The sequence below is a fragment of the Chryseobacterium pyrolae genome, from assembly GCF_025153485.1.
GTDB lineage: Bacteria > Bacteroidota > Bacteroidia > Flavobacteriales > Weeksellaceae > Chryseobacterium > Chryseobacterium antibioticum.
This window is the reverse complement of the sequence record NZ_JANZQH010000002.1, coordinates 291,188-306,505: the sequence shown is the minus strand read 5'-3', so window position 1 is coordinate 306,505 and position 15,318 is coordinate 291,188. Positions and strand designations below refer to the sequence as shown.

14 protein-coding genes and 2 tRNA genes are annotated in these 15,318 nt (G+C 34.7%); 15 read left to right on the top strand and 1 reads right to left on the bottom strand.

The genetic code is table 11. From position 1 onward, the window contains the following. Positions 1-23 precede the first annotated feature (23 nt). The 14 genes from NZD88_RS04725 to NZD88_RS04660 all read left to right on the top strand — a co-directional run bounded on the left by NZD88_RS04725 (position 24) and on the right by NZD88_RS04660 (position 11,578). A complete protein-coding gene (locus NZD88_RS04725; protein WP_259827817.1) occupies positions 24-713 on the top strand; it encodes a YiaD family glycine zipper/OmpA-like lipoprotein in 690 nt (229 codons plus the stop codon). 107 nt (positions 714-820) lie between these two features. Beyond that, positions 821-1,708, top strand: a complete 888-nt coding sequence (locus NZD88_RS04720; RefSeq protein WP_259827815.1) for a decaprenyl-phosphate phosphoribosyltransferase — start codon at positions 821-823, stop codon at positions 1,706-1,708. Then, complete coding sequence (locus NZD88_RS04715) at positions 1,705-3,024, top strand: FAD-binding oxidoreductase (protein WP_259827813.1); 1,320 nt, start codon at positions 1,705-1,707, stop codon at positions 3,022-3,024. The genes NZD88_RS04720 and NZD88_RS04715 overlap by 4 nt, the downstream gene beginning before the upstream one ends. After that, a complete protein-coding gene (locus NZD88_RS04710) occupies positions 3,025-3,750 on the top strand; it encodes an SDR family NAD(P)-dependent oxidoreductase (protein ID WP_169236033.1) in 726 nt (241 codons plus the stop codon). It begins immediately after the preceding gene. Positions 3,751-3,755: 5 nt separating this feature from the next. Next, on the top strand, positions 3,756-4,343 hold the full coding sequence (locus tag NZD88_RS04705; RefSeq protein ID WP_169236034.1) for an HAD family hydrolase: 588 nt from the start codon (positions 3,756-3,758) through the stop codon (positions 4,341-4,343). 23 nt (positions 4,344-4,366) lie between these two features. After that, entirely contained in the window at positions 4,367-4,831 is a 465-nt protein-coding gene (locus NZD88_RS04700; RefSeq protein ID WP_169236035.1) for a hypothetical protein, read from the top strand. A gap of 2 nt (positions 4,832-4,833) precedes the next feature. Further along, positions 4,834-6,009 (top strand): cysteine desulfurase family protein, encoded by a 1,176-nt coding sequence (locus tag NZD88_RS04695; protein WP_259827807.1) that lies wholly within the window; start codon positions 4,834-4,836, stop codon positions 6,007-6,009. A gap of 60 nt (positions 6,010-6,069) precedes the next feature. After that, the gene (gene trxA, locus NZD88_RS04690) at positions 6,070-6,411 is read left to right on the top strand and encodes a thioredoxin (RefSeq protein WP_341483005.1); all 342 of its coding nucleotides are present in this window, start codon (positions 6,070-6,072) and stop codon (positions 6,409-6,411) included. Positions 6,412-6,532: 121 nt separating this feature from the next. After that, positions 6,533-6,606 (top strand) — tRNA-Asp (locus NZD88_RS04685). Between the two features lie 774 nt (positions 6,607-7,380). Beyond that, positions 7,381-7,602, top strand: a complete 222-nt coding sequence (locus tag NZD88_RS04680; RefSeq protein ID WP_259827804.1) for a hypothetical protein — start codon at positions 7,381-7,383, stop codon at positions 7,600-7,602. 134 nt (positions 7,603-7,736) lie between these two features. Then, a complete protein-coding gene (locus tag NZD88_RS04675; protein ID WP_259827803.1) occupies positions 7,737-7,958 on the top strand; it encodes a hypothetical protein in 222 nt (73 codons plus the stop codon). Between the two features lie 71 nt (positions 7,959-8,029). Next, positions 8,030-9,325 (top strand): radical SAM/SPASM domain-containing protein, encoded by a 1,296-nt coding sequence (locus NZD88_RS04670; protein WP_259827802.1) that lies wholly within the window; start codon positions 8,030-8,032, stop codon positions 9,323-9,325. A 412-nt stretch (positions 9,326-9,737) separates the two neighbouring features. After that, a tRNA-Asp gene (locus NZD88_RS04665) sits at positions 9,738-9,811 on the top strand. A 381-nt stretch (positions 9,812-10,192) separates the two neighbouring features. Next, a complete protein-coding gene (locus NZD88_RS04660) occupies positions 10,193-11,578 on the top strand; it encodes an MACPF domain-containing protein (RefSeq protein ID WP_259827801.1) in 1,386 nt (461 codons plus the stop codon). A 249-nt stretch (positions 11,579-11,827) separates the two neighbouring features. On the opposite strand, the gene NZD88_RS04655 is transcribed toward NZD88_RS04660, so the two are convergent. Then, positions 11,828-12,508 carry an aspartate/glutamate racemase family protein gene (locus NZD88_RS04655; protein WP_259827799.1) on the bottom strand — a complete coding sequence of 227 codons (681 nt, stop codon included), beginning with the start codon at positions 12,506-12,508 and terminating at the stop codon, positions 11,828-11,830. Positions 12,509-12,809: 301 nt separating this feature from the next. On the opposite strand from NZD88_RS04655, the gene NZD88_RS04650 reads away from it, so the two are divergent. Further along, complete coding sequence (locus NZD88_RS04650) at positions 12,810-15,233, top strand: TonB-dependent receptor plug domain-containing protein (RefSeq protein WP_259827798.1); 2,424 nt, start codon at positions 12,810-12,812, stop codon at positions 15,231-15,233. Positions 15,234-15,318: the final 85 nt, after the last annotated feature.

Here is a 15,318-nt window from a genome sequence, read left to right as displayed (position 1 = left end):
TATCAATTTAAAAGATTAAAAAAATGAAATTTACTAAAACATATATAGGAGCTCTTTTCTTGTCATCAGCACTATTATTAACCAGTTGTGAAGCTGTTCAGAATTCTAACCACCAGCAAAGAGGTACAGCAGTAGGTGTTGCATCCGGAGCTGTACTTGGAGGTATTTTGGGTAATAATGTAGGAAGTGGTAAAAACTCAGCTTTAGGAGCAGTATTAGGAGGTATTATCGGTGGTGTTGCAGGTAATGTTATCGGTAACAAAATGGATAAGCAGGCTAAGCAGATTAAGGAAACTTTACCTGGAGCTGAAGTAGAAAGAGTAGGAGACGGTATTAAAATTACAATGAACGAAAGCATTGTGAACTTTGCATTTGATTCTTCAAATCTAACTTCTATTGCTCAGACTAACCTTGACAAATTAGCTAAAGTTCTTGTTGACAACCCGGATACCAATATCAATATCTACGGGCATACAGACAGCAAAGGGGCAGATGCTTACAACTTATCGCTTTCTCAAAGAAGAGCAGATGCTGTAAAAGCTTATTTATCAGGAAAAGGAATCGCATCAGCAAGAATGTTTACAAAAGGAGAAGGAGAAGCGATGCCAGTAGCTAGCAATGATACAGATGAAGGAAGAGCTAAAAACAGAAGAGTAGAATTTGCTATTACAGCCAATGAAAAAATGATTAATGAAGCCAAGCAAGGGCAGTAATTAATTTTATATATAAATATTTTCGTAAAAGACCGCCTCGGCGGTTTTTTTTGTATTTTTATGCTTTAAATTTTGAATTCACTATTTTTGTAACTGAAATAACATAAATGAAGAAATATCTTAAACTCCTCCGGGTAGAACAGTGGGTCAAAAACTTATTTGTTTTCGTTCCTTTGTTCTTTTCAGGAAACATTACAAACGTAGATTTACTTAGCAAAAGCGTCTTTGCATTTATTATTTTTTCCCTCGCAGCAAGCAGCGTCTATATACTCAATGATTACAATGATATAGAAGCAGACAGCAAACATCCTGAAAAAAGGAGAAGACCTCTGGCAAGCGGAGCCATTTCAAAACCAAAAGCGTTAGGCATTCTTGCAGGGCTGGTTATTGTTGATGTAGCTCTGGTATGTCTTGCTCAGCTTTATTTTCATGAACCCTTATGGAAATTTGCTACAATCATCGGACTCTATGTCGTGATCAATATTGCCTATACTTTTAAACTTAAACATGTTCCGATCATTGATATTTTCATTATTGCTCTAGGTTTTGTACTTAGAGTTTTGGCGGGAGGTTACATTACAGGAATTAGTATTTCTCAGTGGGCTATCCTGCTGACTTTTGTGCTGGCTCTTGTTTTAGCGATTGGAAAAAGAAGAGGAGAACTTATCAATGCACAGGTTTCCGGAAAAACAAGAAAAGCACTGGACGGATATAATGTACAGTTTGCAGATATTGCACTGTCTATTTCAGTGACGCTTGCGATTGTCTGTTACCTGATGTTTACCCTCTCCCCTGAAGTTCAGGGAAGATTTCACCAGCGGGTTTTCTATACCGTTATATTTGTAGTCTTTGCTTTTTTGAGATATCTGCAGCAGACATTGGTGTACAACAGAACAGAATCTCCTACAAAAATTGTTTACAGAGACCGATATATCCAGGTAACTTTAGTCCTTTGGGTTGCGGCATTCTTAATTCAGATTTATTTTAAAAAATGAAGCCAAATTTCACACAAAAAGTTACAAACTGGGGTAATTTTCCGGTAGTAGAAAAAGAAATGAGATCCGAGGACAGCTTCAAAAGAATAAAGGAGTTTGTACTTAATCATAACGAAATTATTGCAAGAGGAAACGGAAGATGCTACGGGGATGCTTCCCTGGGAGAAACCATATTCTCTACCAAGAAATTAAATAAATTCATCAGTTTCGACCGTCTCAACGGTGTTATAGAATGTGAATCCGGTGTACTGCTTTCAGACGTACTTGAAATTGCAGTTCCGCAGGGATATTTCCTGTACGTAACTCCGGGGACAAAATTTATCTCTGTAGGAGGAGCCATCGCTTCAGATGTTCACGGCAAAAATCATCATGCAGAAGGCTGTTTTTCAGAATATGTAATTGAGTTTAAGCTGATGACAGAAAGCGGAGACATCATAACATGCTCCAGAGAACAAAATGCAGATAAATTCTGGGCTACTATCGGAGGAATGGGACTTACAGGAATCATTCTTACGATAAAATTTAAACTTAAAAACATTGAATCGGCCTACATTCGTCAGGAAAGTATTAAAGCAGAAAACCTGGATGAAATTTTCAGGCTCTTTGAAGAAAGTGAAAGCTGGACGTATACCGTAGCATGGATCGACTGTCTTCAAAAAGGAAAAAACCTGGGAAGAAGTATTCTAATGAGAGGGGAGCACGCTTTTCAGCATGAACTTCCACAAAACCTGAACAAACAGCCATTAAGACTGAAGAAAAAGCTTCAGCCTACCGTTCCGTTTTATTTTCCGGGATTTGTTTTGAATGCTTTGACTGTCAAGATCTTCAATCTACTGTATTACAAAAAACAGGCAAAAAAAGAAGTGAAATCCTTTATTGATTACGAAACCTTTTTCTATCCGCTGGATGCTATTACCGATTGGAATAAGATCTACGGAAAATCTGGATTCATCCAATATCAGATGGTGATTCCTAAAGAAGCAGGGAAAGAAGGAATGAAACAGATCCTTGAGACTATTGCAGCGAGTGGCAACGGGTCATTTTTGGCTGTTTTAAAGCTCTTTGGAAAGAATAATCCGGAGGCTTATAACTCATTTCCTTTCGAAGGATATACATTGGCTCTCGATTTTAAGGTCAATTCAAAACTGAAAAAACTGGTGGAGAAATTAGATGATATCGTACAGCAGTTCGGAGGAAGGATTTATCTTACCAAAGACAGCATGAGCAGGTCCTCACTCACGAATTACCTTAAAAATATTCAAAGTTCAAAATTTGTGTCTTTACAGCACAAAAGAATCATAAACAACAATTCATAAATGATAGTTCTGGGAAGTACGTCTGAGGTGGCTCAGGCTTTTGTGGAAAAGGCTCTGCAGGAAGGAGAAAAGTTTGAAAAAATATATCTTTTCACCTCAAGTAAAGAGACCACGGAAAGATTTGCACGACATATTGATGTAAAATTTCTACAGCAGTCTGAAGTCATCGAAATTGATCTGATGAAGGAGATTGATTATAATAAATTTGATCATGTGAGTTCAAATGTATTATTTTGTGCTGTCGGATATTTAGGAGATGGAACCGAGGAAGGTCTTTATGACAACCGGAATACAGAAAGGATTATCAATATCAATTATTCTAAACTGATTCCTGTAATGAACTATTTTGCACAGAAGTTTGAAAGCAGAAGGTCGGGAACAATCATTGGACTTTCATCTGTAGCAGGAGACCGGGGAAGACAGAGCAATTTTATTTACGGTAGCGCAAAAGCGGCTTTTACAGCGTATCTGAGCGGACTCCGAAATTATCTTTTTGAGAAGAAAGTGCATGTTCTTACCATAAAACCGGGCTTCATGGCCACAAAAATGACGGAAGGATTGCCTTTAAATCCGAAACTGACAGCCACTCCAAAGCAAGCTGCTGACTGCATTTATAAAGCTTTTAAAAAGCAAAAAAATGTAGCGTACGTTTTACCTGTTTGGAGTATTATTATGATGATTATCAGGAATATACCTGAATTTATATTTAAAAAATTAAAGCTTTAGTAAAAATGAAAAAATTGTATTGTTTTGATTTTGACGGAACTCTAACGTATAAAGATACCATGTTTATGTATCTTAAATTCTACGATCCTACAAAATTCCGGATACAATTTTTAAGACACGTTCCTCTTTTTATATTACTGAAACTGAAGCTTGCAGAAACAGAAAAAGTAAAGAAAAGCTTTATAGGATCTATTCTGAAAGGGCAGAGCCAAGAGAAGATCGAAATGAAGTCTAAACAGTTTTTTGAGCAGCACTATCCTAAAATCGTTAGAGAAAATGCTCTGGACTTTATAAAAAATATCGATAGGAATAATACACAGAGTTTATTGGTTACCGCTTCACTCGATATCTGGGTGAAACCTTTTGCTGAAGAATTGAAAATGCAGCTGGTATCCACACGTGCAGAGTTTAAGAATGGTATTTTTACAGGGAATTTCATAGGCAAAAACTGCAACGGAAAGGAAAAACTGATCAGAATAAAAGCTGAAATACACGATTCCAAATACGATAAAATAATCGCTTTCGGAGATACTTCCGGAGACCGGCAGATGCTTAAGTGGGCAAATGAAGGTCATTACCAATTTTTTCACTAATTTTGGGAGGTAAAAATGTAAAAATGAAAAGACTGCTTATTGTATGTACTGCAATCTTAATGAACTGTACAGCTACGCCGTCTCAACCATCATCAGGGATGCAGGAAAATGCAGAACTGCTTGTTTCTGAGTCGCAGGGAGGTACAGATGAAGCTGGATTTACTATTATTAAAAATGAACAGGAATTCCGAAACTCCATCAAGGGTAGTTTTGGTCTTATTGGTTTGAAAAAAGAACCATCTGTGAACTATCCGAAATTTCCTAAAAACAAAAAAGTAGTTTTGTACCACATGGGAATCTTTAGATCAGGAAGTCATAGAGTGACCAGCATCAGAAATATATCTGTAAAAAACAGGGTATTGTATGTGGAAGTTCCGGATGCAGCATCAGGTGGAATGGAAATTCAGGTGCTTTCAAATCCATGGTTTATTTTTGCCGTTCCTTCAGATTATCAGTTTACCTCAGTAGAATTAAAATATTCCAAATAAAAATGAACAAAATATATTTAGATAACGCTGCAACGACCCCTTTGGCAGAAGAAGTCATAGATGCAATGGTGAGCACCATGAAGATGAATTTCGGAAATCCTTCTTCTACTCATAGTTTCGGTCAGGAAGCTAAGATCCTTATTGAAAATGTAAGAAGACAGGTTGCAGACTATCTTCATGTAAGTCCTGCAGAGATTATCTTTACTTCATGCGGAACAGAATCGAACAATATGATTATTAAGTCGAGTGTAGAGCATCTTGGCATAGAAAGAATCATCAGTTCCCCGATGGAGCACAAATGTGTTTCTGAGAGTATTCTGGATATGAAGAACAGAAAAGGAGTAGAGGTAGTCTATATCCGTCCTAATGAAAAAGGGGATATAGATCTTAATAAGCTGGAAGAACTACTAAAAGCTTCTGATAAAAAGACTTTGGTAAGCTTAATGCACGCCAATAATGAAATTGGAAATATCGTTGATATTAAAAAAATAGCAGCTTTATGCAAAGCGAATAATGCCCTTTACCACTCTGATACAGTGAAGACAATGGCCCACATGGAATTTGATTTTTCAGACATCCTTGTAGATTTTGCTTCTTGCAGTGCTCATAAATTCCACGGTCCGAAAGGAATAGGCTTTGCTTTTATTAGAAAAGCTACGGGTTTGAAAGGAATTATTACGGGTGGTCCTCAGGAAAGAAGTCTTAGAGCAGGAACTGAAAATGTTGCGGGTATCGTAGGCTTAGGTAAGGCCTTAGAGCTTTGTATTAACAATATGGAGGCTTATGCCGGTCACATCAGAGAAATCAAAGAATACGCTATCGAAAAATTGTATGCAGAGGTTCCCAATATTAAATTCAATGGACGAAGTGGTGAGATGGAAAATAGTGTGGACAGTGTTCTAAGTGCATTGCTTCCATATAAAAATCCTTTGATTGGACTTCAGCTGGATATGAAGGGGATTGCAATCTCTCAGGGTAGTGCATGTTCTTCAGGAGCATCGAAACCTTCTATGGTGATGATGATGGTTCTTTCTGAGGATGAAATGGACCATTGTACGCCTTTACGCATTTCTTTCAGCCATATGACGACAAAAGCAGATATAGACGCACTGGCAGAAGCTTTGAAAGAAATTTCAAAAGACTATGCTATAGAAAAAACAAATGTTGAGCATAGATAGTCTTATTGCTTAAAAATCGTAATTTTGAATATCCAATTAAGGATTAAATAAGAAGATAATATTAATTTAAATAAAAGAAACAAAATGGCTTTAGAAATTACGGACAGCTCATTTCAGGAAATGGTTTTAAAATCAGATAAGCCGGTATTGGTAGACTTTTGGGCAGTATGGTGTGGACCATGCAGAACTTTGGGACCAATCATCGAAGAAGTAGCATCAGATTTTGAAGGAAAAGCAGTAGTAGGAAAAGTTGATGTAGACAACAATCAGGAAATTTCAATGCAATATGGCATCAGAAATATCCCTACAGTTCTGATTTTTAAGAACGGTGAAGTGGTTGATAAATTGGTAGGAGTGACTCCAAAGGAGATCATCGCTGAAAAATTAAGCGCGCACTTGTAAAAAATAACTTTGATAATGAATGCCTTCCATTTTGGAAGGCTTTTTTTTTGCAAATAATGAAAAAGGTGTAGTTTGTGCAATCACAAAAAAGAAGAATTCTTTTTTCTATGCCAACAGAAAAGATCCGGTAGTTCAGCTGGTTAGAATGCCGCCCTGTCACGGCGGAGGTCGCGGGTTCGAGTCCCGTCCGGATCGCAATTATAAAATTGAATAGATATTATAGAAATATTTATTCTGATCAAAAGAGTTCTTAAATCTATAAGTAGGAATACAGAAAAAAACGAATTATAGCTTAATGAATGATTTGTATAAGCTCCTATTTTCTTTTTAAGAACCTCATTATTACAAACCCTTTTTCAGTTTTTCTTTATATTCTGGAGGCATTTTAATCTTGTATCTATCAATTTTTTTTGAAATCTAGGCTTTCCCTTTTTTAATTCATTTGATTTTGAATCATGAATTCTTGTTCAAATCTAAAAGTATAACCTTTCAAGTCTGATTTTTTTTATCACCAGCGAAGAGTAATTACTAAAGTAAATGAGTGTAATATTCTTACGACAGGGATTTATAAATATTGAATATTTCATAGAAAGTTAATAAATATTTATCCTAAAATACTGATTATCATTCTGGTATGTTTTCTGTAGAATTAGTTACTTATTTAGTCTAAGTATAAATTAAATAAAACAATGATAAGTGATATAATTATATATTTTTTTTTTAATAGGTTTGAATAAAATAAATAATGGATTATTCATGAATTGAAGTAAAGGTTTGTGTTTTTTATTTTTTTTCAAATTATTATGTTTTATTTTCATAATGATTTCGATTAAAGTGGTAGTAATTAATAATTAACACGTGCCTGTAATTCTTTTCTGAAATTAGCTAAAAACCATTAGCAAAGAGCGAGATAAAAAAGAATTAAACTCTTAAAAAGATGATTCTATGTTTAACTAAAAATTATATACTATGAAAAGAGATGCATTAAAAAAAGTTCCAGCATTAAAATCAGAAAATGGAGCTTTAACAGGAGGATTTTCTTCACTATCAATTGATCAAATGAGAAAATTAAAAGGAGGTGGGAACATGCAGTGCAATAACAAAGTTAAATGCATACTGGGCTCACACACACAGTGTAACAACACTGGGACATGTTTTTCAGATTCAGATACAGATCTTGGAATTGAATAACAATTGATAGAGTTTAAATCAGCTACCCGAAAAAAACTCTAGCAATTGCTAAGAACAATCAACAAAAGAGCGAAATATAAGTAGAATTAAACTCATAAAAATATGATTCTACATTTAACCAAAAATTATTTACTATGAAAAAAGACACACTAAAAAAAGTTCCTGCATTGAGATCAGAAAACGGAGCTTTAACAGGAGGATTTTCTTCTTTGTCAATTGACCAAATGAGAAAATTAAAAGGTGGTGGAAACATGCAGTGTAATAACAAAGTTAGATGTTTGGAAGGTTCCCACACGCAGTGTAATAACACTGGAACATGTTTTACAGATTCGGATATAGATCTTGGACTTGGATAGCAATTTATAGAATCCCAAACCAGGCTATCTCTTTGTGGGATAGCCTCTTTATAATTATTTAAAAAAACAACATGAAAGCTAGTCAATTTAACAGTTTTTTCTTTTATGAAGAAAAGCAGATAGGATATAATGCATTTACGAATGAGTTTCTATTATTAGAACCGGAATTGTATGATTTGTATAATGCAGCTAAGCATGAAAACAATTGGAAAGAACTGCAAACAATACACCATGATTTTCATAGCTTTTTAGTCGATAAAGGATTTATCGTTGATGAAAATGATAATGAAGTTGAAAAAGTAAAAGACTTGGTTCAGAAAATTGATAAAGATAATGATGAATTATTTGAGCTAACTATCAACCCGACAATGAACTGTAATTTTAAATGCTGGTACTGCTATGAAACGCATATCAAAGCATCTAAAATGTCTAAGGAAACAATAAACAATATTATTTCACTAGTAGATAATATTTTAATAGATAAACCAAATTTAAAAGAATTTCATTTACAGTGGTTTGGAGGCGAGCCTCTACTGTATTTTGACGCTACGGTAGTACCTTTATTGAAAGGAATATACCCTAAAATGATTGAAAGAGGAATTGCATTCTCTTCAGGTTTTACCTCAAATGGTCTACTGATCAATCAAAATATGTTGGATGTGTGTAAAAGCCTGGGTGTTAATCATTTTCAAATTACTTTAGACGGGCACAGGGAAAGGCATAATCAGGTGCGATATGTTTCTAAGGAAAGGGGTTCATATGACGAAATTGTAAATAATATCAAGCTATGCACAAAAAATGAAATAACAACAAGTGCAAGAATTAATGTTTCAGAAGAAACCTTAGACAACTTATCGAAAATACTGGATGACTTTATTGATTTAGATGATAAATCAAAAGAATATTTGAACTTCTCTTTTCATGAAGTATGGCAGGAAGAAAAAGATATTGACAGTGATATACAAAATGAAGTAAATCTATTTAGAGACCACGGATTGAATACATTGTATAAAGGCGTTAATCTAGATACCGTAAGAAGCTCCTGTTATGCTGATAAAAAAAATCATGCTACTATTAACTATAATGGAGAAGTTTTTAAATGTACAGCGCGAGATTTTGAATCTGAATCACGAGAAGGATTATTGAATAGTAATGGAGTAATAGAATGGAACGAAAAATATGAAAATCGAATGAACTCTAAATTCAAAAATGCCCCTTGTTTGAGTTGTAAAATATTACCTATATGTAATGGGGGCTGCTCTCAACAAGCAATTGAGCATAAAGGGAGAGAATACTGCGTTCATGGTTTTGATGAAAATAAAAAGCTCGAAGTAATCAAGGATAAATTTTTATATGCAATATCTTAACATAGACTAGTCTTTTGATTCTGATAAGTATTTGGACCTATTGCTATCGATGAAAAAGATTTTAGCTCCATAAACTAGTAGACAGGATGAAGTATTTCAGACTATATTGTAAAAATCTCCTAGAAATAGGAGACTTTTTTATGAAGAATAATCTAAAATTGTTTTTATAAATTTATTCGATATTGAAACAAATAGTTTGTATAGCTTTCGAATGGGAATATGTAGGTATGGAAACTATTTATAAAAGGATCAGAATAAAATTCCTCTTTTTTTTTGAAAATTTTACAATTGATAATCTGTGGCTTATATAAATGTTTTAGAAAAAAACGACAAGTTTGTTTGGGGGGACTAAAAAAAGTCGTAGTTTTGCAATCACAAAAAAGAAACAACGTTCTTTATAACAACAGAAAATGATCCGGTAGTTCAGCTGGTTAGAATGCCGCCCTGTCACGGCGGAGGTCGCGGGTTCGAGTCCCGTCCGGATCGCAACTATTAAATCAAAATAGTGCAAATGCTTTAAAACATATGTTTTAAAGCATTTTTTGTTTTGTTTCGGTTCAAAGAGAGTTAAAAAAGCACAATCTGAAAGTGACCTATTCAGTATCAGTGATCTGATGCAACAGGTTAAAAAGGTCACTGAAAATTCAGACAAAACCTGTTCAAGAACGAGTTCAGAAACTGAATATCTTGTAATAAGGTTTTGCTAAGGTTAATTTTAAAATCTGGAAACTCTTTCTTTAAAAAATTTAAACAGGTTCAGCAATTTAATTAAATATTAAATTCACTAAATAATGATATATATCATTACACGATTATTTTTTCACTGACTGTTGAATATTATATTTGCCGGAAACTTTTAATAATATTATGAAAAAACAAATTTTATTTTGCTTCAGTAGTTTACTGATGCTTTTCATGAGTTCATGTTCTACAGAAGAGCTGAATACTGACGTAACGCCCGGAAGTCCAGAAGCAAAAGCCAATCGTTTATCGGCTGCCAAATTTGCAGGAGACGGAGTTTATGATGTCTTAGGGCATGGTTATAATGTTGCCGGTGAATATGCCAATGCTACTGCAGCGGGTTTTAAAGTGATCGATATTGATCGTTTTAAAACAGAACAGGCGAACAGGTTAGTGAGCGAAAACACATTCTCACAGGAATATGTTGAAGAATATGGTGAAAATGCAGAGTCGTATTCTAAAATGGTTTCTACCAAAGTAAATGTTACTGCCGGTATCCCATTGTTTAAGAAAACACTTTCAGTAGGATTCAATTCAGCAGTGACCACAAACAATAAGTTTGATGCAAAATATATCTACGGAAGTTATAATCTGACTATCAAACAGAAAAGATTAAGATTCAATGCAACGACAGATATGTTGGGAGATTATCTGACTCCTGAATTTGTTCAGGATCTGCAGACAAAAACTCCGCAACAGATTGTACAGGACTACGGAACTCACGTGGCAATTGATATATATACAGGTGCTAAACTGGATGTTCTGTTCCAGGCAGAAACAAGAAGCCAAAGCCGTGATCGTGCTGCAAGAATTGGGGTGAAAGTAGGGATGAAAGATATTTTTGATGTAGATGTTACAAATGATGTGAATACTTCTGAATCATCCATGAACTATTCTAAAAAATTAGCCTATAAAACTAGAGGAGGAGATCCTTCAAAAGGATTAGTAGGAGACCTGAATCTTGATCAGACAAATCCTAAAATTAATATTTCCAACTGGCAGAACAGCTCTAATGCAAGCAATTCAGTTTTGGTAGATTTTGGAAACAACGGATTGGTGATTATTTACGATCTAGTGAAAGATGCGGCTAAAAAAGCTCAGCTTAAAGCTTATGTAGATCAATATCTTATCGACAATAAAGTTTATCTTGAATTCAATACTATTTCAATTTACAGATATTACAACGGATTAGATCATTACTATACTAGAACTCCGGGAAGCTATAGCGGGTATTCTTTTGAAGGGATAGAGTTCAATGCATTCTTATATAAAGCTCCAAACACTATTCCTATTTACAGATATTATAACGGGAAAGATCACTATTATACAAGAACTCCAGGGTATTACCAGGGGTATGTAGATGAGGGAATTGAGTTTAACGCATTTGCAACTCAGCAGCCTAATACTGTTCCTATTTACAGATATTATAACGGGAAAGATCATTATTATTCAAGATCAAGTGTAAGACCAGCTGGTTATGCATCTGAGGGAATTGAATTCTATGCCTATTAATTAAATATATTGATATTTTACAAGTAGACCGTCTCATTTTTGGGACGGTTTTTTTGATGCTGTGACGAAGAGAATTTATTAGTAGATGGCAAGACACCAAAACCCCCTGCATATCAAGAGATATTAATGTAGGACTGGAGCATAATCACGAATGGCATAATATCATATAGTAAACGGTTATCTTTCAAGGAGTAGGAAAAGATAGCAACCTACAAAATCTGTGGTCGTGAGTTTGATAACCCTAAAATCCTAAGAAACAATATACTCCACGATAGCTTCACAGTGTATTTTGGTCGTATCAAAAACAGGAATGATAAAATCATCCTGACTGATTAGCAGAGGAATTTCCGTACAGCCCAAAATAATACATTCCGCACCACGGCTGACCATATTTTCTACAATTGAAATATAGCTGGCTTTGGTCTCCGGATTAATGAATCCCACTCCCAGTTCATCTTTTACCGTCTGCTGGATATAATCTCTTGTTTCCTGCTTTTCCGGAACCAGTACTTCAAGTCCGTATTCTTCAAGTTTCTTTTTGTAGAAATCCATTTCCATAGTAAACTTTGTTCCAATTAAGCCTGCCCTTGTAAAACCTGCCTTTTGTATGGCTTTTGCAGTTTCTGTACCTATGTGGATAATGGGCAGTTTTATGGTGTCCTGAAGCTTATCTGCGAAGAGGTGAGCGGTATTGGCACACAGGACAATGCTGTCTGCACCGCTGTTTTTAAGATGCTCACAGGCATTTAGTAATAAATCGAAAGAATTGGTCCAGCTTTTAGCCTGAATGTCTCCAAAATTTAAAGAATAGATCATACACTCGGCGGCATTCAGTCCTCCCAGTCTTGCATTCACGCCTTCATTGATGAACTTATAATAATCTAATGTAGAAACCCAGCTTATTCCGCCTACCAATCCTATTTTTTTCATGAATTTGATGATTTATTCTTAAGTACAAATCTAGATAAAAGTTTCCGATGTATCCGTGCATCTGTTGGAATATAGATCACTTCAATGATTGATGTATCAGCTGAAATTTTTAAGCTCCCCCATTTATTTAGACTACTCATAAAAAGTGTTTAACTTTTTTGGGATTGTCTACTTTGTAAATCAATGTCTTATATTTTTATAAGGCAATAGTATTTGCATAATTTGGGAAAAAATCTTTATTCTATATTGAATTTTTGTGTTTAATGCTGATATTTTTGCTACATTTATTAAATAATTAACAATGATGAAAGATAAACTATTTAATAAAAAAATCTATGCATTAGTATTAAGCGGAATTGGTACTATGGGATATGCTCAGGAAAACGTAAAAGAAAACAACATAGATGAAGTTGTGGTTACTACGGGTAGAACTAAGCCTAGAACTATAATTACCTCGGCAAGTCCTATTGATAATATTTCGGCAGTACAGCTAAAATCCACAGGGCAGGTTACTTTTGATAAAGCTTTGACATATGCTGTGCCATCTTTTAATTCATCACAGCAGACCGTTTCTGATGCAACCGCTCACTTTGATCCAGCAGATTTAAGAGGATTAGGCCCTTCCAGAACATTAGTTTTGGTTAATGGTAAAAGAAAAAATCAAAGTGCTTTAATTTATGTAAATGATACACCAGGAAAAGGTGAAGTCGGTACAGATCTGAAAAGCATTCCGTCAGCAGCCTTACAAAACGTAGAGGTATTGAGAGATGGAGCATCTGCACAATACGGCTCCGATGCTATTGCAGGAGTTATTAATATTATTCTTAAGAACAGCGTTGGAAAAAGCACGGTCAATCTTTTTTCAGGTATTACTTCAGAAGGAGACGGCTTTAATATCGGAGCAGATTTTAATACAGGAATCAGAGTTGCAAAAAATGGAAGTTTGAACCTTACATTGGGGTATTCTTCCCAAAATAAAACTAACCGTGCAGGTTCTGTTACAAAAGATGAACTTTTTGGTGTCGATAATGCCTGGACGCAAGCCAATCCTGGATTAGGAATGACTATAGGGCAACCGGAGACAAAAGTTGCTAATATGTTTGTTAATTTTGAATTGCCAACAGGTGAAAATGGTAAATTTTATGCCTTTGGTGGTACAACTTACAGAAATGGGACTAGTTATGGTTTGTATAGAACACCATATTGGGTAACTTCAGATTTTGGTTTATTGACTCCAAAAGGAGAGACTTATAATGGATTTCAGCCGGAATTTAAAACAGATGTTTATGATTATAATTTAACCTCCGGGTGGAAAGGCATGTTGGGAAAATGGAGTTTTGATGGTAGTGCAACTTTTGGCTCTAATGCAGTAGATTATGTTGTAGGAAATACCATTAATACATCTTTGGGTGGAAATTCACCAACTAGTTTTAAAGCAGGTGGGCATCAGTTTAGTAATATTATAGGTAATTTAGATATTAACCGAAATTTTGGTACACTTGTTTTGGGAGCTGGTATTGAAGCGCGCAATGAAAATTATCAGGCTATAGCAGGAGAAGAAGCATCTTATATAGGAAGTGGTGCAGAATCATTTCCCGGATTACAACCTCAAAATGAAGTCAATAAAAATCGTCAAAATATTGGAGCTTATATGAATGCTGAATGGGATATTACGAAAAACTTCTTACTTGGAGGAACTGTGAGGTATGAAAATTTCAGTGATTTTGGGAATAATGTTTCGTGGAAAGGAAATGCAAGGTATAAATTGCTGGATGATAAATTGGTTTTCCGTGGGTCTGTTTCTACAGGATTTCGGGCACCTTCATTACACCAAATTTATTATTCGAATGTTCAAACCAAAATTACAGGAAACACTGTAGCCAATCAAGGTACTTTTAATAATGACTCTCAAATTGTAAGATCCGATCTTGGTGTTCCAAAATTAAATGCTGAAAAAGCTTTTAACATTACCGGAGGATTTGCTGTAAAACCTTTTAAAAATTTGACCATTACAGCAGATTATTATAGAATAAGAATTAAAGACCGCGTGCTTTTCTCAGGAGATATTGGCTATAAAACGGGTACTCCTGGGACTCCGGATATGACAAATCCTGTTGAAGTAATACTAGATAATAACAATATAACCTCTTTGAAGTTTTTCACCAATGCTGTAAATACAGTCACTAATGGGGTAGATTTTGTAGCTAATTATTATACTTCTGCTATAGGGAAAGGAAGATTAGGAATTATTGCCGCGTTCAATTATAACGAAACTAAAATAATAGACAATATTGTTGTTCCATCTATTTTGGCTGAAAATGGCTATTCAGAAAACTTTTTTGATAGAAAGGAGCAATCCAGAATTACCTCTGCAAGACCAAAAACAAAAACTATTCTTAGTCTTTCGTATGATATTTCAAAGTTTAATTTTAACCTTAATAATACTTATTTTGGTTCTGTTGCATGGCAGCACGCATCTGATCCTGCTAAAGATCAGACGTTTTCAGGTAAGGTAGTTACAGATATTGTTTTAACATATAAAATCACGAAAGACCTTAAAGTTTCCGGAGTCGTAAATAATTTATTTAATATTTATCCGGATGTTATAGATAGTAAAGGAGATGTAGTAACAGATCTTGGAGGAAGGTTCAAATATCCTTGGGAAGTAAATCAGTTTGGATTTAACGGAACAATTTTTCAGCTAAATGTTAATTATGCTTTTTAATGTATAAATAAAGTCGAAGTGTCTCAATACTAATTCTGCCTGATAATCAAATTAATATCTGCAAAAATTCGTTTATTTTCAAAAA

Bases quoted from the DNA above. Each gene is read 5' to 3' on its own strand.
- NZD88_RS04720 (WP_259827815.1), top strand. From the start codon at position 821: ATGAAGAAATATCTTAAACTCCTCCGGGTAGAACAGTGGGTCAAAAAC.
- NZD88_RS04655 (WP_259827799.1), bottom strand. From the start codon at position 12,508: ATGAAAAAAATAGGATTGGTAGGCGGAATAAGCTGGGTTTCTACATTA.
- NZD88_RS04660 (WP_259827801.1), top strand. From the start codon at position 10,193: ATGAAAAAACAAATTTTATTTTGCTTCAGTAGTTTACTGATGCTTTTC.
- NZD88_RS04670 (WP_259827802.1), top strand. From the start codon at position 8,030: ATGAAAGCTAGTCAATTTAACAGTTTTTTCTTTTATGAAGAAAAGCAG.
- NZD88_RS04675 (WP_259827803.1), top strand. From the start codon at position 7,737: ATGAAAAAAGACACACTAAAAAAAGTTCCTGCATTGAGATCAGAAAAC.
- NZD88_RS04710 (WP_169236033.1), top strand. From the start codon at position 3,025: ATGATAGTTCTGGGAAGTACGTCTGAGGTGGCTCAGGCTTTTGTGGAA.
- NZD88_RS04700 (WP_169236035.1), top strand. From the start codon at position 4,367: ATGAAAAGACTGCTTATTGTATGTACTGCAATCTTAATGAACTGTACA.
- NZD88_RS04650 (WP_259827798.1), top strand. From the start codon at position 12,810: ATGATGAAAGATAAACTATTTAATAAAAAAATCTATGCATTAGTATTA.
- NZD88_RS04715 (WP_259827813.1), top strand. From the start codon at position 1,705: ATGAAGCCAAATTTCACACAAAAAGTTACAAACTGGGGTAATTTTCCG.
- NZD88_RS04680 (WP_259827804.1), top strand. From the start codon at position 7,381: ATGAAAAGAGATGCATTAAAAAAAGTTCCAGCATTAAAATCAGAAAAT.
- NZD88_RS04705 (WP_169236034.1), top strand. From the start codon at position 3,756: ATGAAAAAATTGTATTGTTTTGATTTTGACGGAACTCTAACGTATAAA.
- NZD88_RS04725 (WP_259827817.1), top strand. From the start codon at position 24: ATGAAATTTACTAAAACATATATAGGAGCTCTTTTCTTGTCATCAGCA.
- NZD88_RS04695 (WP_259827807.1), top strand. From the start codon at position 4,834: ATGAACAAAATATATTTAGATAACGCTGCAACGACCCCTTTGGCAGAA.